This is a genomic window from uncultured Fibrobacter sp. (assembly GCF_947166265.1).
In the GTDB taxonomy this organism is placed as follows: domain Bacteria; phylum Fibrobacterota; class Fibrobacteria; order Fibrobacterales; family Fibrobacteraceae; genus Fibrobacter.
The window spans coordinates 109317-129222 of record NZ_CAMVDO010000007.1 but is presented as its reverse complement, the minus strand read 5'-3'; the positions used below and the strand labels follow the sequence as shown (position 1 = coordinate 129222).

General features: G+C 50.6%; 17 protein-coding genes. 2 read left to right on the top strand and 15 right to left on the bottom strand.

The features are described 5' to 3' along the window. Window positions 1-527 precede the first annotated feature (527 nt). Together Q0W37_RS05755 and Q0W37_RS05750 are read left to right on the top strand one after the other, a co-directional pair. Window positions 528-743 (top strand): DUF3791 domain-containing protein, encoded by a 216-nt coding sequence (locus Q0W37_RS05755; protein ID WP_072801212.1) that lies wholly within the window; start codon window positions 528-530, stop codon window positions 741-743. 54 nt (window positions 744-797) lie between these two features. Continuing rightward, complete coding sequence (locus Q0W37_RS05750) at window positions 798-1028, top strand: hypothetical protein (RefSeq protein WP_297699625.1); 231 nt, start codon at window positions 798-800, stop codon at window positions 1026-1028. A gap of 152 nt (window positions 1029-1180) precedes the next feature. Here the strand turns inward: Q0W37_RS05750 and Q0W37_RS05745 are convergent, their stop codons facing one another. The 15 genes from Q0W37_RS05745 to Q0W37_RS05675 form a co-directional block, all read right to left on the bottom strand. Further along, window positions 1181-1396, bottom strand: coding sequence for a hypothetical protein (locus tag Q0W37_RS05745; protein WP_073054022.1), 216 nt, complete (start codon window positions 1394-1396; stop codon window positions 1181-1183). Between the two features lies 1 nt (window position 1397). After that, the gene (locus Q0W37_RS05740; protein ID WP_073192085.1) at window positions 1398-1883 is read right to left on the bottom strand and encodes a DUF3990 domain-containing protein; all 486 of its coding nucleotides are present in this window, start codon (window positions 1881-1883) and stop codon (window positions 1398-1400) included. Beyond that, window positions 1880-2095, bottom strand: coding sequence for a DUF3791 domain-containing protein (locus Q0W37_RS05735; RefSeq protein ID WP_073116476.1), 216 nt, complete (start codon window positions 2093-2095; stop codon window positions 1880-1882). The genes Q0W37_RS05740 and Q0W37_RS05735 overlap by 4 nt, the downstream gene beginning before the upstream one ends. A 110-nt stretch (window positions 2096-2205) precedes the next feature. Next, the gene (locus Q0W37_RS05730) at window positions 2206-2661 is read right to left on the bottom strand and encodes a V-type ATP synthase subunit K (protein WP_072799628.1); all 456 of its coding nucleotides are present in this window, start codon (window positions 2659-2661) and stop codon (window positions 2206-2208) included. An 18-nt stretch (window positions 2662-2679) separates the two neighbouring features. Beyond that, a complete protein-coding gene (locus tag Q0W37_RS05725; RefSeq protein ID WP_083532182.1) occupies window positions 2680-3135 on the bottom strand; it encodes a V-type ATP synthase subunit K in 456 nt (151 codons plus the stop codon). A gap of 39 nt (window positions 3136-3174) precedes the next feature. Next, the gene (locus tag Q0W37_RS05720; protein ID WP_297699619.1) at window positions 3175-5103 is read right to left on the bottom strand and encodes an ATPase; all 1929 of its coding nucleotides are present in this window, start codon (window positions 5101-5103) and stop codon (window positions 3175-3177) included. Further along, on the bottom strand, window positions 5100-5732 hold the full coding sequence (locus Q0W37_RS05715; RefSeq protein WP_297699617.1) for a V-type ATP synthase subunit D: 633 nt from the start codon (window positions 5730-5732) through the stop codon (window positions 5100-5102). Before Q0W37_RS05715 ends, Q0W37_RS05720 begins: the two co-directional genes overlap by 4 nt. Window position 5733: 1 nt before the next feature. Next, window positions 5734-7035, bottom strand: a complete 1302-nt coding sequence (locus Q0W37_RS05710) for a V-type ATP synthase subunit B (protein ID WP_297699615.1) — start codon at window positions 7033-7035, stop codon at window positions 5734-5736. After that, window positions 7028-8785, bottom strand: coding sequence for a V-type ATP synthase subunit A (locus tag Q0W37_RS05705; RefSeq protein WP_297699613.1), 1758 nt, complete (start codon window positions 8783-8785; stop codon window positions 7028-7030). The genes Q0W37_RS05710 and Q0W37_RS05705 overlap by 8 nt, the downstream gene beginning before the upstream one ends. A gap of 17 nt (window positions 8786-8802) precedes the next feature. Beyond that, complete coding sequence (locus tag Q0W37_RS05700) at window positions 8803-9360, bottom strand: DUF2764 family protein (RefSeq protein WP_088656832.1); 558 nt, start codon at window positions 9358-9360, stop codon at window positions 8803-8805. A 7-nt stretch (window positions 9361-9367) separates the two neighbouring features. Beyond that, a complete protein-coding gene (locus Q0W37_RS05695) occupies window positions 9368-9970 on the bottom strand; it encodes an ATPase (protein ID WP_297699610.1) in 603 nt (200 codons plus the stop codon). 252 nt (window positions 9971-10222) lie between these two features. After that, the gene (locus Q0W37_RS05690; RefSeq protein WP_297699608.1) at window positions 10223-11749 is read right to left on the bottom strand and encodes a sigma 54-interacting transcriptional regulator; all 1527 of its coding nucleotides are present in this window, start codon (window positions 11747-11749) and stop codon (window positions 10223-10225) included. Between the two features lie 22 nt (window positions 11750-11771). Further along, window positions 11772-12980 (bottom strand): LL-diaminopimelate aminotransferase, encoded by a 1209-nt coding sequence (locus Q0W37_RS05685; RefSeq protein WP_297699606.1) that lies wholly within the window; start codon window positions 12978-12980, stop codon window positions 11772-11774. A gap of 126 nt (window positions 12981-13106) precedes the next feature. After that, window positions 13107-13970, bottom strand: a complete 864-nt coding sequence (gene dapF / locus Q0W37_RS05680) for a diaminopimelate epimerase (RefSeq protein ID WP_297699604.1) — start codon at window positions 13968-13970, stop codon at window positions 13107-13109. Window positions 13971-14326: 356 nt separating this feature from the next. Next, window positions 14327-19792: a cadherin repeat domain-containing protein gene (locus tag Q0W37_RS05675; protein ID WP_297699603.1), complete on the bottom strand. Its 5466-nt coding sequence runs from the start codon at window positions 19790-19792 to the stop codon at window positions 14327-14329. Window positions 19793-19906 lie beyond the last annotated feature (114 nt).

The following is a 19906-nucleotide window of genomic DNA, read 5'->3' as shown; positions in this document are numbered from 1 at the left end:
GACACTCCGGCAAAAGACCTGGCCGTTTTGCACAAGTGACAAAACCGCCCGGACATTTGCCCCCGCAGCTCAACTCAAGTGACATTGTAACAAAAGCAAAAGTTCAGGCAACTTCCCCACTATATAAAAGCCGCTCCCGCAAATGCGGAAGCGACTTTACACAATTGTAGGTGGTTTTTAGGCAAAAATTGTGTTAAATGGTCTTCTTAGCCCCAGGCATGAACATATCAAAATCCCGCTGAATCAGTTCGCCCGTGGAGTTGTAAATGTTTTCGCCGAGATAAAAGTCACAAATTACATCTTTCATAAGAAAAAACTCTTTGAGGCTGTGCTTGCCCCGTTGTGGTACAGCCACATATTTTTCCTTAAAATATCTTTTCCACATATCTATTATGTCCGGCCCCTTACGCATTTTTCTCCATATCGTCTTTTACATTCGACACGCACCGTAGAATCCCGATTAATTTTCTCAAAATCGCTGATAAACCGAACCCACACTCTAACCTTTATGTATATTATCATAAGAAATGGACAAGAAACTGATCAGATATACCGTTGCATGTGTCAACGAGTTCGCCGCAAACAAGAGCCTCACCGAAAAGCAGGCTTTTGATTATCTATGCAATCACGGAGCGATGGATTTCCTTGTCGAATTCTACGATGTGGAGCATACACTCTCATTTGAAGACGCCATCAACGACCTGACGCTAGTCAGCCAGCAGAACGGAGGGAAGATACAGTGATTCTCTTCCACTCAGAAAAAACGATTGCGCTGTTGAAAAAGAAGGAGTCGGCCCATGTCTAAGCCAAAAATGCTTGCTGAAGTCATAACGGGAGACATCATCTCGTATGTGATGGAAGACCAGAAACTCTCTCTCATCGAGGCTATGCGTAGGTTCTACGCTTCTGAAACATTCGCCAAACTAGTTGACCCGGAAACCGGACTTTACCTTGAAAGTTCTCCCTATGTCTACGACATATTCAAGGCGGAGCAGGAAAACGGGAAACTGACTCAACTCGAAGTCTAGCCTAAGCAGGCTCCTTACGCGGCCAGCCTTTTCAACCTATACTCTACCGGGCTCAGGTACCCGAGCGTGCTATCCGACATCTTTTCCGACATTCTTTCCAAAATTGCCCTGGCGGACAATGACGGATTCGCAGAGATTATCTCCAAGATGGCTTAACCTCCCATATCAACAAGTATCTGCACCAAGACCTTATAGTCCAGATACTGGATTCCATCTTTCCCTTGATGGATTTTGTCAGCCAATTCGCTGTTATAATACATATCCATCGCCTGTTCTAGCGAACAGTTCTTCACCTGCGCAAGATGTGCAATAATGCGCTCTTCCAGGCGTTCCTGATAGACTTTTTCAAGAACATCTTCGTCTACCATTTTACACCTCTTCGCAACCCTTGTATTTCAGGACCGCATCAATAGCCTTTTGCGTGATAAAGGCGATCTGGTCGTAAGTCGGATAAGCCTTTATTTCCTTCAATGCCCGCGACATATCCCAGATACCGGAGTGATACATATCCACAACACGGAAAACCTTGTCATTTGCGACCTTGCCCATAATTACATCGTATTGGGCATATTCCAAGGAACCATCGCGGCATTTGCACACGAAATCAATCCATTCCTCTAAATCATCGGGGAACGTCTTAACGGAGAGTGCGGCAGGGACATCGTCCATGTCATAGACATTCAATATCGGCTTCAGGTTCCCATCCTTTAGAATATCGATTTTCCTGTGCGCCCAACGGACAGCCTGTTCACGCACCGTCGTGACATAGAATCCCTTTCCGAAATCAAGCGGTCGAAAAGAATGCTCAACATCCGGCTTGTCAACAACAACGTTCGAACCATGATAGACGATCATATGGCCACCTTACGGACGTTCAGATATTCTTCAATATCGCTGACGACGAAATCAGTGCTCTGCGTATGCAAAATTTCGTAATTGGGAACAAGGAATTTCTGAATACAGCCTGATTCAGCCAGCTTTCGATACACAAAAGACGGCAAACGATTCCACTTGTTTGCGCAAGCGTGAATCATATACACGACAAATTCAAAAGATTCCTGAACCATGGTCTAATCCTAATTGTTTTTCGCAGTCCAATTATAAAAAAAGGGTGCGGGGCAATGCCCCGCTATTCTTGAAAAGGAGAAGCCCGCCTGCGCGGGCATGACACTTTGTCCTACGACACGAGCATCATGGAGAACACCATGACGAACAGCGCGACGGTTTCGCCGACGCCAAGCACCATCAGGTAGTTCACCAGGCCCTTGCCGGTTTCGCCGAGGGCGTTGCAGGCGTCCGCAGCGGACTTGCCCACGTACCAGGCAGATGCCATCATGCCGATGCCACCGAAGATGCCCACACCCAAGTATGCAGCCCAGTTGGCCGGAGCCGCCTGGGACTTGTTCAGGATGTACATCATCAGCAACATGCCGTAGATTGTCTGCGCAATCGGCGCGCCCACGAAGATGAGCAGCGTAAACAGCGCGTTCTTACCCTTGAGATACGCCTTCTTCCAGGCCCCGATGGCCGCCATGCCGGCAGTCCCGCAGCCCAGCGCAGAACCCACCGCGGCAAGGCCCAGGGCCGCCACCGCGCCGAGTTTCGCGAGCGTTAAAAGTTGAGCTTGATCCATACGTGTTACCTCGCTGGATTAGAGCACCATCATGGAGAACACGAGAACGAACAGGGCCACGGTTTCCACGATACCGAGCACCATCAGGTAGTTCACCATGCCCTTGCCGGTTTCACCGAGGGCGTCGCAAGCCACGGCCGCGGACTTGCCCTGGTACCAGGCAGAAGCCATCATGCCGAGACCACCGAAGATACCGGCGCCGAGGCAGCCGCCCCAGTTGGTAAAGCCGGATTCAGCAGCCTTGCTCAGGATGAAGTTCATGAGCAACATGCCATAAATCGTCTGGGAAATCGGGGCACCCACGAACACCAGGAGTGTGAAGAGAGCAGACTTGCCCTGGGCATAAGCCTTCTTCCACATCGTGATGGCGGACATACCGGCCGTTCCGCAACCAAGGGCAGAGCCCATAGCCGCAATGCCAAGCGCAGCTGCAGCACCCATTTTAGCGAGAGTCACCATTGTATTCGGTTCCATTGTTTTTTCCTCATTAAGTAGCGGGAATCATCCCTTGGTTTAATTTTTCTGCTTGGCGAAGGGCGCGAACGCAAATCCGCTCCATTCCTGGCCAAGTCCATTTGAAAATTCGAGTGTATTCAGACGTACCGCGTGGACCGCGACGCCCATGACCGCAAGCGCGATGTTCAGGCCATGCACGAAGAGCAGCAGGAAGGCTGCACCGGCGATACCGACAGCGGAGCCGAACAGCGGCGAAAGCATGTCGTTGAACGCTTCGGCGATGGCCGCACCGGACATGCCCACGGCAAACAGACGGATGTAGCTGATCACGTCGGTAAAGCTGTTCACCACGTCGAGCACGAGCATCGGGATGCTGATGAAGTCCTGCTTGAGCCTCTTGGGCGGCACGGTAAAGAGCACCAGGAGAACCGCTTCCACGATAAACATCGGGATGACGAACTTCGGCATGTCGATACCGAGCACCATCTGGCACGCAAGGAAGAACATCACCCAGCAGCCGATGAGCCAGCCCACCTGCGCCATGAACGTGGAGTCCTTGCGCTTGATGCGCACGCAGACGTTCCACACGTGAGCGATACTCAGGTGGACCACGGCGATGCAGAAGCAGAACAGCTGGATATGCTGCATCTGGGAGGCACCCGCCACCTTGGGCACGAAGCTTTCGGGCAGCAGCGTAATCGACTGGGCGAAGGCCTTGTAGGCTTCGAACTTCGCAGGGTCAGTCGGGGCAGCAGTGCGGATCCAGAGCATCGCGTTCTTCAGCGGTTCAGGCAACCAGCCGTAGTTGGTGATGTCCAGGTAATACGTCCACCCCGCAAGCGCTGGGCTAAGTCCCAAGAAGCTTGCGTTGATGACACCCCACACGATGGTGGCGATGCTCATGAGGTAGATAAAGTGGAAACCAGCAGGGTTCGCCTTCGGCATCTTCGAGCGGGCAAAGAGTGCCAGACCGAGGAACAACAGGCCGTAAGCGGTATCCCCCACGATCATCGCAAAGAAGATGCTGAAGAAGCAAAGGAACACGGCCGACACGTCCACTTCCTTGTACCCCGGCGAAATGCCGATGATGTCGTACAGGAACTGCATGGGACGGCTGAGCTTGCTGTAGGTCAACAGCGTCGGGATATCGTCGTCTTCGGCGGGGTCGTCCACCAGGAGGCCCCAGCCGTGCTCGCGGGCGGCCTTCTCGAGTTCGCCCACGCGCGGTGCAGGGCAGAAGCCCTGCACGGCGGCGACGTTCTTGTCGCCCACCATCGAGGCTTCGGCTTCGACCATGCGGTAGTCGTCACCCACTTCGAGGAGCTTGTCCTCGATAGATTCGCGGACGCCCGAAAGTTCACCCAGGCGGCGCTCGACGCGGGCAAGCGTTTCCTTGGCTTTCGCTTCCATTTCGCGGTATTCGGCAAGCGACTTCTGCGGCATCGTGAGTTCGGTGAAGTTACCCTTCACGGCGACAGGGGCTTCTCCCCTGCTCACGACAGCCACATACTTGCCGTTTTCATCCTGGCCGAATTCTTCGATAGAGCCTTCGCCCTCGAGTTCGAACGGGATTTTACCGTCATGGAGCTGGTACAGTTTGACATAGATACCCTTTGCCGCGAGTGCAGCTGCCGTTGCGGGGTCCAGGTTCTTGAACATGGAAAGTTTGGTGAGTTCCTCTTCGGCCTGTTCCTTGTCGATTTCCGCCTGCTTGCTTTCGGCAACCAGGTTCTGGATTTCATCGATAAGGCTTGCGGCAGGAGCGGCATCCTTCACGGGAGTCACACCCTTCGGGGCCTTCTCGGGCACCACTTCCAAGGCCTTCTGCACGCGGTTCATTTCACCGCGGGCATGGTTCAACTTGGCGCCTGCTGCAGCCTGCAAGGGCGTGAGGTGCAAAATTTCAAGCGTACGGAGCGCCTGAAGCGTCTCTTCAACCGCACCAGCAACCGTCAGCACCGTCACTTTCTTCATAGGAGTAATCATGCGGCGGCCTCCTTCGCGAGTGCATCCTGGGCAGCGGTACGGGCGGAGGCCTTACCCTTCGCAAGCTTGCTGCGGGCAACGCCGCTGGTCTGCTGGTCGCCCAGGAAGATGTTGATGACGCGGATATTTTCCTTCGCTTCGGGAATCTTCACCTTCTCGAACAGGTTCACGCGCTGGCTCGTGGTACGCAGTTCCTTCGAGAGGAGCTCGTATTGACGCTCGAGCACGCGGCGTTCGAGACGCAGCGAAATCAGGCCCTGCAGGCTTCTGATACCGTCGTCCAGCCACACGGGCGTGGTAAAGAAATCCGGAATCGAGATGTTAAAATCTACCCCGTCATATGTCGGAATCTTCACGCCGGCGATGTTGCCTTCGCCCTGGCGCACTTCCTTCACCGACAGGTACTTTGACCATTCGATGGGTTCGGCAAACAGCGAAATCCAGGAAGCCATGCTCTTGCGGAGCTTGTCCTCCTCTTCTCGCTTGGCCATCACCCTCTCCTGGAGCGTGCGCATTTCCATCTGCAGCTGCTGCTTTTTCAACAGCAACGTCGGCAGATAGCGCTGGAAGCGCTTCAACGCGTCACGTTCCGCCTTGAGGGCGTTCTTTGTTAACTTGACCTTCGCCATATTACCCCTTCTTGGGCCAATATTCGTTGATCATCTTGGTCGGAATACCGGTTTCTTCAGGAGCGAAGCAGTCGGCAAGGATTTCCCAGCCAAGGTCCAAGGCACGTTCCAGCGGAATGTTCACGGAGAGGTCCATCATTTCCTTTTCGAAACGCTGGCCATACTTCAACAGCTTCTGGTCCCAGTTACTCATGTTGAAGCCCATGGACTGCTTTTCCAAAGTTTCCTTGTAGCTTGCGTACAGCTGGATCATGGTATTCATGATGGTACGGTGGTCGCTACGGGTCTTGCCGTTCACCTGCTGTTTCAAACGAGTCAGAGAACCGAACGGTTCGATACGGCCCTTGCGCAGGTAGAACTGACCTTCGGTAATGTAACCGGTGTTGTCCGGAACCGGGTGGGTCACGTCGTCGCCAGGCATGGTCGTAACGGCAAGAATAGTGATGGAGCCCGAACCTTCGAAGTCCACAGCCTTTTCGTAACGGCTGGCAAGCTGGGAGTAAAGGTCGCCAGGATAACCACGGTTCGACGGAATCTGTTCCATCGTAATGGCGATTTCCTTCATGGCGTCTGCAAAGTTCGTCATGTCGGTGAGGAGCACGAGCACGTTCTTGCCTTCGGTAGCGAACTTTTCAGCCACAGCGAGGGAAGCATCCGGCACGAGCAAGCATTCCACGATCGGGTCAGAGGCGGTGTGCATGAACATCACCGTACGGCTAAGGGCACCGTTCTTTTCGAGGAAGTCCTTCAGGTACAGGTAGTCATCGTGCTTCAGGCCCATACCGCCGAGGATAATCACGTCCACTTCGGCCTGCAAGGCAATGCGGGCCAAGAGTTCGTTATACGGTTCACCGGCGATAGAGAAAATCGGGAGCTTCTGCGAAACCACGAGCGTGTTGAACACGTCGATCATCGGGATACCCGTACGCACCATCGTCTTCGGGATGATACGCTTGGCGGGGTTCACGGAAGGGCCGCCGATAGTAATGCGTTCGCCGTCCACTTCGGGGCCGTTGTCGCGGGGCTTGCCGGCACCGTTAAACACGCGGCCAAGCAAGGCTTCACTGTACGGGACCTTCATCGGTTCACCAAGGAAGCGCACTTCGGAGTCGGTGGAAATACCGCGGGCACCTGCGAACACCTGCAAGTCCACCATGTCGCCGTCAATACGGATCACGCGGGCAAGGGATGTTCCGAACGAGCTTGTCACCTGGGCAAGTTCCTGGTTTGCTACACCTTCGGCGCGGAGCGTAATCACAGAACCGGCGATGCGTTCAATACGATGGTATGCCACATTATGCATTAGCGGAAACCTCCTTCACGGAAGCAAAAATACTTTGTTCAAGGTCCTTGAATTCCTGGGAATCGAACTTGACGCGGTTCCAGTCCTTCGTCGATTGAGTGAGCTTAAGGAAGAACGTACGGGCGACGTCCTTTTCGCTGAACTTCATCGGGGTCTTGAGGATGGTGTAAACCTTGTCGAACACGTACTTCTGGCGTTCGGCGGAGCAGGCGGCGTCGATTTCGTTATAGGCGTCCTGCTGCAGGTAAACGGCATCGAGGTATTCGGACTTCAGGTAAATCACGAAGTCGTCAATCGAGGTACCTTCTTCGCCCACCACCTTCATCATGTTGTTCACGTCCACGCCGTTCGCGAGGATGTGACGGGCTTCGGCAACCTTCTTGGAATCGATGATGCCTTCGTACTTGGACCAGGAATCCAGCGGGTGGATTGCCGGGAAGCGGCGCTGGTCGGAACGTTCACGGGTAAGGCCGAGGAATGCGCCCACCACCTTCAAGGTAGCCTGGGTCACCGGTTCTTCGAAGTTACCACCTGCAGGCGACACGGAACCGCAAATCGTCACGGAACCGGTAGAGCCGTCCTTCAGGCGAACCACGCCACCGCGTTCATAGAAGGCGGCAATCACGGATTCGAGGTAAGCCGGGAAGGCTTCTTCGCCCGGAATTTCTTCCAAGCGGCCGCTCATTTCACGCAGAGCCTGAGCCCAACGGGAAGTCGAGTCAGCGAGCAAGAGCACGTTCAGGCCCATCTGGCGGTAGTATTCGGCGAGAGTCACGCCCGTGTACACGGAAGCTTCACGAGCAGCCACCGGCATCGAAGACGTGTTACAAATAATCAGCGTACGTTCCATGAGGGACTTACCCGTACGCGGGTCAATCAATTCCGGGAATTCGCGAAGGGTTTCCACCACTTCACCAGCACGTTCACCGCAAGCGGCCAAAATCACGATGTCCACGTCGGCATAGCGGCTCATGAGCTGCTGGAGCACGGTCTTGCCGGCACCGAACGGGCCCGGCGTACAGAACGTACCGCCCTGCATCACGGGGAAGAACGTATCGATAATGCGCTGCTGCATGGTCAAAGGCTTGCTCGGGCGCAGGCGTTCTTCATAGGCCTTGATAGGCATCTTCACCGGCCAGGTCTGCACCATGGTCACGTCCTGGGTTTCGCCCTTGTCGTTCTTGAGCTTGGCTACCACATCTTCAACCACATGTTCGCCAGCGGCAGAGACCGATTCCACAGTCCACTTGCCCAGCAGGCGGAACGGCACCATGATGCGGTGCGTGAACACGCCTTCGGGAACGGTGCCGAGCGTATCGCCAGCAACCACCACATCGCCCACCTTCGCGACCGGGGTAAACGCCCACTTCTTGTCGCGGGGGAAGGCCTTCAAATACTTACCGCGCTGCAGGAAGAAGCCGCATTCTTCGGCAAGCTTCGGGAGCGGGTTCTGCAGACCGTCAAAGACCTGGGTCAAAAGGCCGGGGCCAAGTTCTACGGACAAAAGTTCGCCGGTGAATTCCACCTCGTCACCCGTCTTGAGCCCCGTGGTGTCTTCGAACACCTGGAGTTCGGCGTAGTCACCGCGGATACGGATGACTTCGCTCTTAAGGGGGATAACTTCGGACTTGCCGTCCTTGTTTTTCTGGGTAAGCTTGGCATACGCCACTTCGTTCTGGGACACGGCGGTTTCAAACTTGACGCGGATCAAGTTTCCGTTCACGCCGATGATTTTTCCGATACTAGCCATTGAAAATGGACCTCCGGTCATTCCTGCTCCGCCGTAGAGGCGTATGCAGGATCGTTTGCATTAATAACATTCAATACGGCGCTGTCACCTGCAGCTTCGGTCAGGCGAGCCCAGCGTTCACAAATCTTCAGCTTAATTGCATAAGCATAAACATGCTTGACGGTACCCTCGCCCACACCTGCAAGCGAGTCCACAAGCCAGAAACGGGCCTTGTCGATATCCTGCTCTTTTTCCATAGGATTCGACTTGGCAAACGCGTCCTGAATCATCTTTGCGAAAGTGACATCGTAGCCCGGGAAGGACTTGTCCGTAAAACGGACATCGGGACCCCACGCAGCAGCGCGGAGCCTACCTGAAACGTTCTTCATCTGGATTTCGTGGGCCTTGTAGGCACGAACGAACTCGTCGTCACATTCTTCGCATTCACCGTCATCGAGAAGGGCGTCCAAGGCGGAGATTTCCGAATCGGACAGCACACCGATGCAGCGGTGACGGAACTCTTCCATGGAGAGAGGCGGAACGTCGCCCATCTCAATCATCGGAAGAGAGGCCATCAGGTAAGAAGGAGAGCTCATCGCTAACCTACTTGGCCTGGGCAGCGGCGTTTACAACGCGGGAAAGTTGCGGACGGAGCAGGGCCGAGAGAGCATCGGCCATGGCAGCTTCGGTAAATTCGTGAGTGACCTTGCCACCGTCGAGCTTGACGCGGAAGCCGAACTTGACACCCTTGTCGCTTTCGACCTTGACACCGGCGGAAAGCTGCTTGGCAAATTCGCCCATCACAAAGGAAGTAAGCTTCTTAGCATCGGCTTCGGAGAAATCCACTTCAATGTCAGAAGAATAGTTCTTAGCAAGGGTCAAAAGCATGGACTTCACGGTGGATTCGTCCAGGGACTTTTCCACCTGGAGGTTCAGCAAATCCATAATCATCTTTTCGAGGTTCTTGCCTACCGAAAGCAGGAGGTCGCGGGCAGACTGTTCCAGAGTGCGTTCGCTGCGTTCCGTAAACGCTTCGGCATCCTTGTCGGCCTTTTCGAGCTTTGCGCTCGCTTCGGCTTCAGCCGCCTTCACGATATCGGCCGCCTTTTCCTTGGCCTTGGCAATGATCGCCGCCGCCTCGTTTTCTGCTTTATCGACAGCATCTTTCTGGATGCGTTCCATAAGGTATTGCAAGTCTTCTGCCATATTTATTCTCCAATAACAGTTGGAAGGGCTTCACGGACAAAAACCGCCCGAAAGGTCCTTTCGGAAAAATTTCGATACTAATATACAAGTAATTTTGGCAAAAAGTTAAAAAAAAACGCAAAATTTTCAAAAAAATCGACGAATTTTGATTTTTTGCCGATGAACTTGCAAGTTTTTTGTAAATTTCGATTAACCCGAAGACCGCATGCGGTTTTCTTCATCGAAAACGAACAAAAAAACTCAAAAAATTCTCTAGTGTCCGGACTTGATTCCGAGCTTGTTCATGCGGTAATTCATCATGCGCGGAGACACGCCCAGGTCGCGACCGGCCGCCGAGATATTCCCGTCATTTCGCTTGATAGCCTCAGTAATGATTTCACGTTCGTAGTTGTCCATCATCACTTCGAGAGGCGCAATCTTATCGCTGGGAGTACCCGTGGTTCCGACACTCAAGCTCGTCTGCAGCGAAGGCGGCAAATTATAGCTGTGGATACAGTCATCGCTTGCCGTCAGAACACCGCGTTCCATACAGTTTTCAAGTTCACGCACGTTACCCGGCCAATGGTAGCTCATGAGCAGGTTGATCGCCGTTGTTGAAAGGCGTGCGACTTTCTTGCCGTAGCGCAGGTTCATCTTCTCGATAAAGTGTTCTGCAAGCAGGATGATGTCGGACTTACGTTTTGCAAGGTCAGGCATCGTTATCGGGAAAATATTCAAACGGTAGAACAAGTCTTCGCGGAACTTGCCCTGCGCAATGAGTTCTTCCAGGTTTCGGCTAGTGGCCGCTAGGAATCGTACGTCGGAATGCAATTCTTCGTTGCTACCCACGCGGCTAAAGGTACGTTCCTGCAAGAAACGCAAGAGCTTGACCTGCGTCTGCATGGTGAGGTCACCGATTTCGTCGAGGAAAAGCGTTCCCCCATTAGCAGCCTCAGCACGCCCGATACGGCGGTTCAAGGCTCCCGTAAAGGCTCCCTTTTCATGACCGAAGAGTTCACTTTCGACCAAGTTTTCAGGAAGAGCCGCACAGTTGAGGATAATGAACGGCTTATCCTTTCTTTCGGACAGATTCACAATCGCACGGGCAATCATTTCCTTACCCGTACCGCTACCGCCGCGGATAAGGACCGTCGCATCGCTCGGGGCAACCTGACGCACCTGTTCGTACACCTGACGCATTTCGCGGCAGTTACCCACCAGTTCGCCGGGGTTATTCGAAAGCATGTCGCGGAGCTTGCGGTTTTCTTCGAGCATCGCCTCGCGTTCACCGTGAAGTTCAATGCATTCGTTTGCGGCATCACCCGTGATGTTCGCGATAATTTCGAGCAAGGCCACGTCGCGGTCCAAATCAGTAGAACCGTCTACGGGGCGGTCAATCGAAAGGGTTCCGATGACTTGACCGTCATGAATCAGCGGCACGCAAATGAATGCCACCTGATTTTCATAATGGCGGCTCCCGGTGCGGTTCAAGAAGCGAGAATCCTTGCGCAAATCAGGAATAACGTGACTGATACCACGTTCAGCCACATGTCCCGTAATGCCCTCACCCATTCGGTAAGAGCCGCGCTGTTTTTCTGATTCGTCAAGCCCACGTGACGCCTCGATTTTCAGGGTGTCGCCAAAGAGCAACGCGAAAGTTCCGCGCAGCATACCAAGTTCGGACTCCAAGATGCCCAGAACATTTTCGAGCAATTTTTCAACATTGCGTTCGTGGATAATCGCAACGCTGATCTTTTGAATGACCGAAATCTCTGGACCGATAGAAGAAGGCATGGACATAAGATAGTAATTGATTGGAGGGTTAGAGTCTTTCCCTGATTCTCTTGAGGGCTTCGCAGGTGCGTTCATAGTCACCAAAGGCGGTCAGGCGGAAGTATCCTTCGCCGCAGGGGCCAAAGCCACTGCCCGGTGTACCCACGACTTCGCAGGTAGCAAGCAGGCGGTCAAAGAAATCGAAGGATTTTTCGCCATCTGCGATTTTCCACCAGATGTACGGGGCATGTTCACCACCGAACACCGTGTAACCGGCGGCAGAAAGTTCCTGACGAATGACCTTCGCCGTCTTCATGTAACCGGCAATCACATCCTTGGTCTGTTGCCAGCCAATCGGACTGTAAATGGCCTCGGCGGCACGTTGCGTCACGTAGCTCACGCCGTTAAACTTGGTGCACTGGCGACGGTTCCACATGGCACGGAGTTTCGAAAGTTCGTGCGGGATCACCGTGTAGGCGCAACGCACGCCCGTAAAGCCGGCGGTCTTACTAAAGCTGCGGAATTCAATGGCGCAAGTGCGTGCACCCGGAATTTCGAAAATGGAATGCGGCAGCGTTTCGTCCTGGATGTAGCAGTTGTAGGCTCCGTCGAACAGGATCAAGGCTCCGTTTTCGTTGGCGTAGTTCACGAACTTCTGCAAGGTTTCGCGGCTGAGCACCGTACCGGTCGGGTTATTCGGGCTGCAAAGGTAAATCAGCTGCACCGGTTCCTTAGGCAAATCCGGCTGGAAATTATTCTCGGCGGTCGAAGCAAGGTATGTCACCTTAGAAAAATGTCCGTCACTCTGCAACACGCCAGCACGGCCTGCCATCACATTGGAGTCCAAATAGACCGGATAAACCGGGTCCGGAATCGCAATCTTTACATTTTCTGTAAAAAGCTCTTGAATGTTCGCCACATCGCACTTGGAGCCGTCACTAACGAAGATATCGTCCGGGTCCATTTCGATGCCACGGGCGGTGTATTCGCCACGGACAATCGACTCGCGCACGAAATCGTAGCCCTGTTCGGGGCCGTAACCGCGGAAGGTCCCCTTTTCTGCCATTTCATCCACGGCCTTGTGCATGGCCTTGATGACTTCCGGAATCAAGGGCGTGGTCACGTCGCCAATACCCAGACGGATAATGTCGGCATCGGGTTTCTTCGCCTGATATTCCTTGATTTTCTGGGCAATAGTAGAGAAAAGGTAGCTGCCAGGCAGCAAATCGTAATTGGTGTTGATGATAGATGAATTCATAGTGTTAGTAGGAAGTTGGAAGTTGGAAGTAGACAGTGATTAACAGTGTGGAATGTGAAGTTTTGAATAGTCTTTCTCGATGCTCAGAGGGCGAAGCCCGTCCTCAGAGCGAGTTTACGAGCGTCCTCATACCTCAATTTTTCCCATAAATACTTCCTGTGCAGGGCCGGTCATGAGGACGGGGCCACCTTCTTCGTGCTTGATGTGGAGGACGCCGCCATCGAGAACAACATCTGCTTCGACGCCCACGCGGCCCGTGCGCTGGGCCGCAACGAGCGTGGCGCAACTGCCGGTACCACAAGCCATCGTAATGCCACAGCCTCGTTCCCAAACCCGCATGCGGATTTGGGTGGGCGTCACCACCTGCGCAAATTCAATGTTACAGCGATCGGGGAACTGCTTATCTACTTCGAGGATGCTTCCCCACTTTTCCAGCTGAATCTTTTCGATATCATCCACAAAAATCACCGCATGCGGATTTCCCATCGAAACGGTCTCAGCGGTAAAGTCAAAACTGTCTGCCGTGAGCTTGATCGAACCCAGGAAATTCCTCGGAAGTCCCATATCCACGCACACGCGACCATCATCCAAAAGGGCGGGCTTCACCAAGCCACTCTTGGTATGCAGATTAAACACTTTAGTATTGCCATCTTTAGCAAGTCCGCGACTGCGGATGTATTTCGCCACACAGCGTGTAGCGTTTCCGCACATAGCCGCCTCGGAACCATCGGCATTAAAGATGCGCATTTCAAAATCAATTCCATTCGCCACCGCCTTCGAGGGAGAAGCATTCCCCTGAAGTTGAGGCAAAACCAAACAGCCGTCGCCATCCATCGGCGTTACAATCACCACGCCATCGGCACCAATGCCAAAGCGACGGTCGCAAAGCTGAATGACACGCTGTTCAAATCCGTTGCTGAAATCTAATGACTCACCCGGTTCCAGGAGAACGAAATCGTTACCCAACCCGGTCCATTTTGAAAAGTTCATATGCACGTTCCATAGATACAGTTTTATTTTACTGCCCTCTATTTGCAAAGAACGTGCCAATTTTACAGAATTTGTTAAAATTAGCGAAAAACGGCGATTTTACAAAAAATTAAAGATTTCGAAAAATGAAATACATTACATAATGTGTAAACACAGCATGTTTCTTTTACACAAATTGTAATAACTAAGCGGACGGTCTTATTGAAATTCCCTGGATCCCGCATTCCCTTCGGTCATGCAGGATGACGGTCTCGAGGCATTCACCCTGATGCAGGGGAAGGTTTATACGGGGTTACAAATTTAAAAAAGGAATACCTCGCGGCATTCCTTTCTTTAAATGTATTACGCCATTGGCTTTATTTTTCCGGACGCTTGTAACCGAAGCCCTTAAGGAGGTTATCGTTCGACTTCGTCATGTCACCCTTCTTCTTGGGTGACGCACCATCAAACGGAGGAATCGAGCAGCGCAGATGATTCTTGATGGTGGCATCCACCTTGTAAAGGTATGCACCCGTTGCAAGCATCTTCTCGTTTTCGGCGCGGACATAACCATCCTTATCCGGTTTCATTTCATAGAACAGCTGGAGCATGCCCACCTTGTTGGCATAATCAGGATTGTTCAGTTCCTGGGTAAAGCTCTGATAGCCCACAAAATTACCCAATGTCGTATAGACCCAGATTTGAACCTTCAGTTCAGAATCGTACAGGTTTACCCGGCTATAGTCACTACCAACGACGACGTCTTCTTCGCAGAAGTTCGCGACATATTCCTCGACGGTGTACTTCTGGTACTCAAGTCCGGCTTCCTTTGCAGCTTCTTCATCGACATCGACGCCTGCCGACGAAATTCTGCCATCCGACGAAATCAAGTCATCCAAAGTTGCAAGGCCGCTGACACCACTCACCACAGGAACCTTTACATCCATAACAAGAGTCGGTCCCAAGTGACTCGGCCCCTCGACATTGGGGTAAGGTTCTTCGCCCGAGCCGGAAGTCGTTTCAAATGTACCGCCAATCAAGGTTTCCACTTCCTTGCCCGTTTCAGGGTTCAAGATGCTTACGGCAAAGGTCTGGCCATCCTTAGGCTTGTTTTCGGCATAGTATTCTTCGACCATATCCCTTGTAACAACCGTCACCGGCTGCTCCACAGAGATGTCGACATCCTTGCCGTCCTTCATAAACACCGTTACAGAATCATAGGCTTCGTTACCCGCCTTATCGCGATAGAAGCGTACAATCGTATTCTGTCCCTTTTCAAGTCCCTGGAGCGTCAAGGAATCCTGTTCAACTCCATTGACAGTCCACTTCACTTCAACAAAGTTCGACCTGATAACCTCACCCTTTTCCGGAGAAAGGATTTGCACCTTCGGAAGGGTACGGTCTAGCACAATAGACACCGACTGCGTTGCGGAGTTGCCATACTTGTTGACATAAGTATAGGACACCTTGTAGGCAATATCCCCTTCGGCATTCTTGACCAAAGTGCCGTTCTCATCGACTGAATACGTAACAACCACATAGTTGCCCGTTGCATCCTTATAATCGTAGGTTACAGAGTAAGACGCCGGAGTGGTCTTCAACTTGCTTGCTGCCGTTTCCGTCATCAACTTGCCCGAAGGATCCTTCACAAGCTTAGCACCCGTTACAGCATCAGCTTCGTAGGAAATAGTTACCACCTTACCGTTGATGACCGTTTCATAAGAAACCGTTATCACTTCAATGGAATCCACTTTTCCCTTGTCGTTGACTACGGCTCGCTTAATGATTTCACCGTCATTGTCGGTCATATAGCTTACTTCCACCGGCACACCGTACACCTTCTTTGTGTAGGACACCTTAACTTCGGTTCCATTAACAGGCGTACGCGTCACGCCCTCAGAAGGATTAATATCCAAGGCGATGCTAGACTTCACCACCGATGCCATATTATCGTAGGTTGATTTCGGAATCGAAAGCGTATCGAGGTTAAGAGTCACCTTGAACGAGGAATCTCTTCCGCTTGCAGGGTCTTTCACCTTCACGTACACTTCGTTTTTGGTACGATTCACATAGATATTTTCGTCATCCGGATCGGTCTTTTCGACAATCGTGTAAATGTTCGTAGCCTTGTTTTCATCGGGATTTGCAGACACCTTCACAATCGGCGCGGCATCGCTAAAGAACACAGTGACCGAATCGGCTGCACATCCTTCAAAGCCGGCGATATCGCAAATGCGCTTTACGATGATATTTTTGCCCGGTTTCAGAATTGTATCAAGGCAGTGTTCTTCGGAAGCATTGTTGAGCGAACAATAGATGTCTAGGTCACGGATATTTGTATAAACGGTGTCCGGCTTAACCCAGGTGGTATCCGTATTTACAGCCTTCGTGATTTCGATGGACGGAGACGGAATGTCAATAATGTTCACTTGAATCGTCTTGGTAGAACTTCCGCCATTTGAATCTTCCACCTTAACGGTAATGTTCAATAGCTTATTCTTTTCGTAATCGAGTTCTTTGCAGCTCTTGACCGTAATCACGCCATTTGCAGCAACATCAAAACAGCCGCTCCGATCTTCAATCAACGTAAAGATCAGCACGGAATCCGGATCGTCGAAATCGACATCACTTGCCTTAATTTTATCAACTTCGGTACCTTCTTTCGAATTTTCCTTAACCTCCACTGTTGTCGTCGTAATAACAGGATTTTCATTCACATTCTTGATGTGAATTGTCACAGTGTCAAAGGCAACTAAAGTAGGATCATCCTTGTCCGACAAAGAGATTATCAACTTATAAGTAGTATCCTTATTCAGAAATTCCTTCATTTCATAATCGAACATTTGTCTTGTCAGAATAATACCATCAGGAGTAATTTCGAAATAAGTGACATCACCTCCAACAGCGGCAAAAATATCGTTACGGAACTTGATTGCCGTATCCAAATCATTCCACTTAACCGTATCGACTACAGTTCCAACCTCCATATTTTCAAGGACGACTGGATCCGGATACGTATGAATAATAATGGGCAATTCATTTATGTCATTGACCCGAATGATCACATCGGCAGTATCGGACTGAACCTTTTGTGCAGGATCGCCAGTGGCATCAGAGGCAATCACCTTCACTGTATAAGTGTTCTTCACTTCATAGTCTAAGACAGAATCCTTCGCCAAAGAAATCACGCCCGTAACCGGGTCAATCGTGAACATTTCTGCAGGATCTTCCAAGCTATAAGTAATTTCCGCTCCAGCCTGCGTTGTTGTCGCAAGAATAGGATAATCCATATCGACAGGTTTCTCCCCTACGATAAGTTCGTCAATCGATCCATTGTAAACATCATAAGTGAACTTGGGACCGTCATCTACATCAACAACAACAATGGTAAACGCCATTTCGTCATAAAGATCCGGATAAACCAAATTGCCCTTAGAATCCGTTGTTGCGTCACGAACCTTCAACGTAATTTCGTAAGTATTCTTGGTTTCGTAGTCAAGCACAACGCCATTCTTTGTAAAGACGACGCCATCCTTGGTTACGTCAAAGACCGCCGTATCTCCACCAATGGCGATAACTTCATTATTGGTAAACAGAGTGTTCGTATTGAACCTATCCGTATCGGTAAACTTAGCCGTATCCATGGCAACTGTTTTGTTCTCGGCAATTCGCAATTCTTTTTTGTCGGAATCCGTATAGGTGAAGTACGGTTTTTCATTGACATCGGTCACATTGATTTTGAATGTATTTTTGGAACACAGCTTTTCGTCAAATGAAGTTGCCTTGATATCGCAAACTTCAACCGTGATTGTGTAAACCTTGCCACCAGCATCCATCCAGGCTTCATAGTCAAACGCGTCCACAGTCTTCTTCATTGAAACAACGCCCGAAGTCGCATTGATATTAAATAGAGATTTACCCGTCCCCCCCGTAATGGCGTACTTGAAGGTATCCCCTTCGTTGTCCTTGGCTTTAATTGTTCCCACTACAGCCTTTGTCTCATTTTCAGGAACAGAGAGTTTCTGCGACGGATTTACGAAGTAAGGGGCGTTATTATCATAATCAATAAGCCTAATTAAGAAATCCCCATCAAATTGGTTACCCGTAATCACGGCACCACTCAAATTCGTAATTCTAAACAACATATACTCATCACTTTCGACAAGCCCGTCTTCAAGAACCTTTAAATGAGCAGTCGATTGAGACGAAGGTTTACGAGAACCCTTCTTGATGATAACATGACCAGTCTCACCGTCCTTGCAGAGCGGCATTTTATAAGAATCATCATCAAGACCCAAATCAGCAGGTTCTGCAAAATTTCCTTTTTCGCTCTTGTATTCGGAATAAGCGCCATCAGTCGTATCCACGTCGATTCCAAAGAATGCGAAACAATAATCGAACGAAACTTCAACACGAGCGGTATCCGTCAGGTAGAAGTCCATATCATACCACTTCTCATTATTTTCTATAAATTCCTTATTCAAGAAAATATCGGGTTTGATTTCAGGAGAATTGAACGGAACATAGTGGAATTCTCCCTTAAATTCTGATTCGAACCACAGCCATTCACCTGCAATCAGCTGACCCGCAATGCTAAGGTGATCATAAATCTTAAAGGAACCCGATGTCATGAACGTTCCCTGGAAGTCCGCACCAACACCGGCATCGCCACCAGAAGCTTTAAAAGGCTTCCATTCCACATCAGCCGTTGTGTAGAACAAAAGATTACCAGCATAATCAGTATCTGCAACTACTGTTATTTTAGACACATCAACATTGTCCCAGGAATTAGTTTCATCATTCCATGTAGCCTCGTCATTAACATACGCCACCTTGATTTTCATATCGTTCGCAGAATTATCAAAATGGAAACCATCTCTAGAGAATACGCGAGTCAAACGACCTGTTTTGCCATTTGCGTTTTGCGTTTTCGAGGGCATCAAAACATAGAGTTCCTTACCCGTATGACTAGAAACCTTAATATCTTCCACATACTTGTCAAACCACACATGCTTAGGCGACTGACTTAAATCCGCTGCGGTAATCGGCGGGACTTGAATAAATTGCGTTTCTTCGTAAGGAATCGTCATATCAACGGCGGGTTCCCATGTAATTCCGGTTAAATCGAGTTTTGGGACAGAAAGACCCTTTTCTGGCGTAGGAACATCACTGGGACAATCCGCAAAAGAACCATCAAGGTTCAGCCCAGACAGACCAGGAAAGCCATCGGTATCCTTATCCCAGTCAGCATAGACTTTACCACCTGATTTATGAACATTTTCAATAAAGGTATTTGCTATTTTAGCAGAATTTAAAAGATCGTCGGATCGACTTGGCGTTTCAAAATAGATTTGATGTTCAAAACAATAGGTGCCTTCGTATTTTACATTGGTATAGCTATACCAATTGGGAAGAACAAGCCAACCCGCACGGACAGGTCCCTTTAACAAAGTGTCGTTTTCAGCGCCCATTCCCGGATAGCTGATTTCGATATCGCCACCCGAAACAATCGGACCTCCAAGCGTATGTTTTCCATTACGGAAATACACTTTTTCTAAAGCTGTTCCAGTATAGCCGCTCGTTTCTGCGATTCTAAAATCCCCTTTATTAAAGATTACAGAATCGGTTCCCCAGAGCTTATACTTCATCAGTTCGTTCCAGAGGCGCTGGTTTTCATTTTCATCAGTGACGACTGCATCGTCCACTACGAAATAAAGCGGACTCATCAAGACTGTGTCGCGTTCGACCGCCGGTTCATCTTCTTGAGCAGCAGCAGGCAGCACACCAAGCGCAACCGCCAGCGAACTCAACATGATTCTAAACAAAAGAAATCCTTTTTTCATAATATCCCCCTGCAGAAACAGGTTCTTGCACTCCACCATAAAAAATAAATAATATTCTTTACAAAGGTTACTTTTTTTTCACATTTAAAGGCTTTTTTATTGATAAAAAGTCAA

Excerpts from the sequence above, each read along its gene's own strand:
- Q0W37_RS05750 (WP_297699625.1), top strand. The coding sequence starts at position 798 with ATGTCTAAGCCAAAAATGCTTGCTGAAGTCATAACGGGAGACATCATC.
- Q0W37_RS05700 (WP_088656832.1), bottom strand. The coding sequence starts at position 9,360 with ATGAGCTCTCCTTCTTACCTGATGGCCTCTCTTCCGATGATTGAGATG.
- Q0W37_RS05705 (WP_297699613.1), bottom strand. The coding sequence starts at position 8,785 with ATGGCTAGTATCGGAAAAATCATCGGCGTGAACGGAAACTTGATCCGC.
- Q0W37_RS05715 (WP_297699617.1), bottom strand. The coding sequence starts at position 5,732 with ATGGCGAAGGTCAAGTTAACAAAGAACGCCCTCAAGGCGGAACGTGAC.
- Q0W37_RS05740 (WP_073192085.1), bottom strand. The coding sequence starts at position 1,883 with ATGATCGTCTATCATGGTTCGAACGTTGTTGTTGACAAGCCGGATGTT.
- Q0W37_RS05730 (WP_072799628.1), bottom strand. The coding sequence starts at position 2,661 with ATGGATCAAGCTCAACTTTTAACGCTCGCGAAACTCGGCGCGGTGGCG.
- Q0W37_RS05745 (WP_073054022.1), bottom strand. The coding sequence starts at position 1,396 with ATGGTAGACGAAGATGTTCTTGAAAAAGTCTATCAGGAACGCCTGGAA.
- Q0W37_RS05695 (WP_297699610.1), bottom strand. The coding sequence starts at position 9,970 with ATGGCAGAAGACTTGCAATACCTTATGGAACGCATCCAGAAAGATGCT.
- Q0W37_RS05685 (WP_297699606.1), bottom strand. The coding sequence starts at position 12,980 with ATGAATTCATCTATCATCAACACCAATTACGATTTGCTGCCTGGCAGC.
- Q0W37_RS05710 (WP_297699615.1), bottom strand. The coding sequence starts at position 7,035 with ATGCATAATGTGGCATACCATCGTATTGAACGCATCGCCGGTTCTGTG.
- Q0W37_RS05675 (WP_297699603.1), bottom strand. The coding sequence starts at position 19,792 with ATGAAAAAAGGATTTCTTTTGTTTAGAATCATGTTGAGTTCGCTGGCG.
- Q0W37_RS05690 (WP_297699608.1), bottom strand. The coding sequence starts at position 11,749 with ATGTCCATGCCTTCTTCTATCGGTCCAGAGATTTCGGTCATTCAAAAG.
- Q0W37_RS05735 (WP_073116476.1), bottom strand. The coding sequence starts at position 2,095 with ATGGTTCAGGAATCTTTTGAATTTGTCGTGTATATGATTCACGCTTGC.
- dapF (WP_297699604.1), bottom strand. The coding sequence starts at position 13,970 with ATGAACTTTTCAAAATGGACCGGGTTGGGTAACGATTTCGTTCTCCTG.
- Q0W37_RS05755 (WP_072801212.1), top strand. The coding sequence starts at position 528 with ATGGACAAGAAACTGATCAGATATACCGTTGCATGTGTCAACGAGTTC.
- Q0W37_RS05725 (WP_083532182.1), bottom strand. The coding sequence starts at position 3,135 with ATGGAACCGAATACAATGGTGACTCTCGCTAAAATGGGTGCTGCAGCT.
- Q0W37_RS05720 (WP_297699619.1), bottom strand. The coding sequence starts at position 5,103 with ATGATTACTCCTATGAAGAAAGTGACGGTGCTGACGGTTGCTGGTGCG.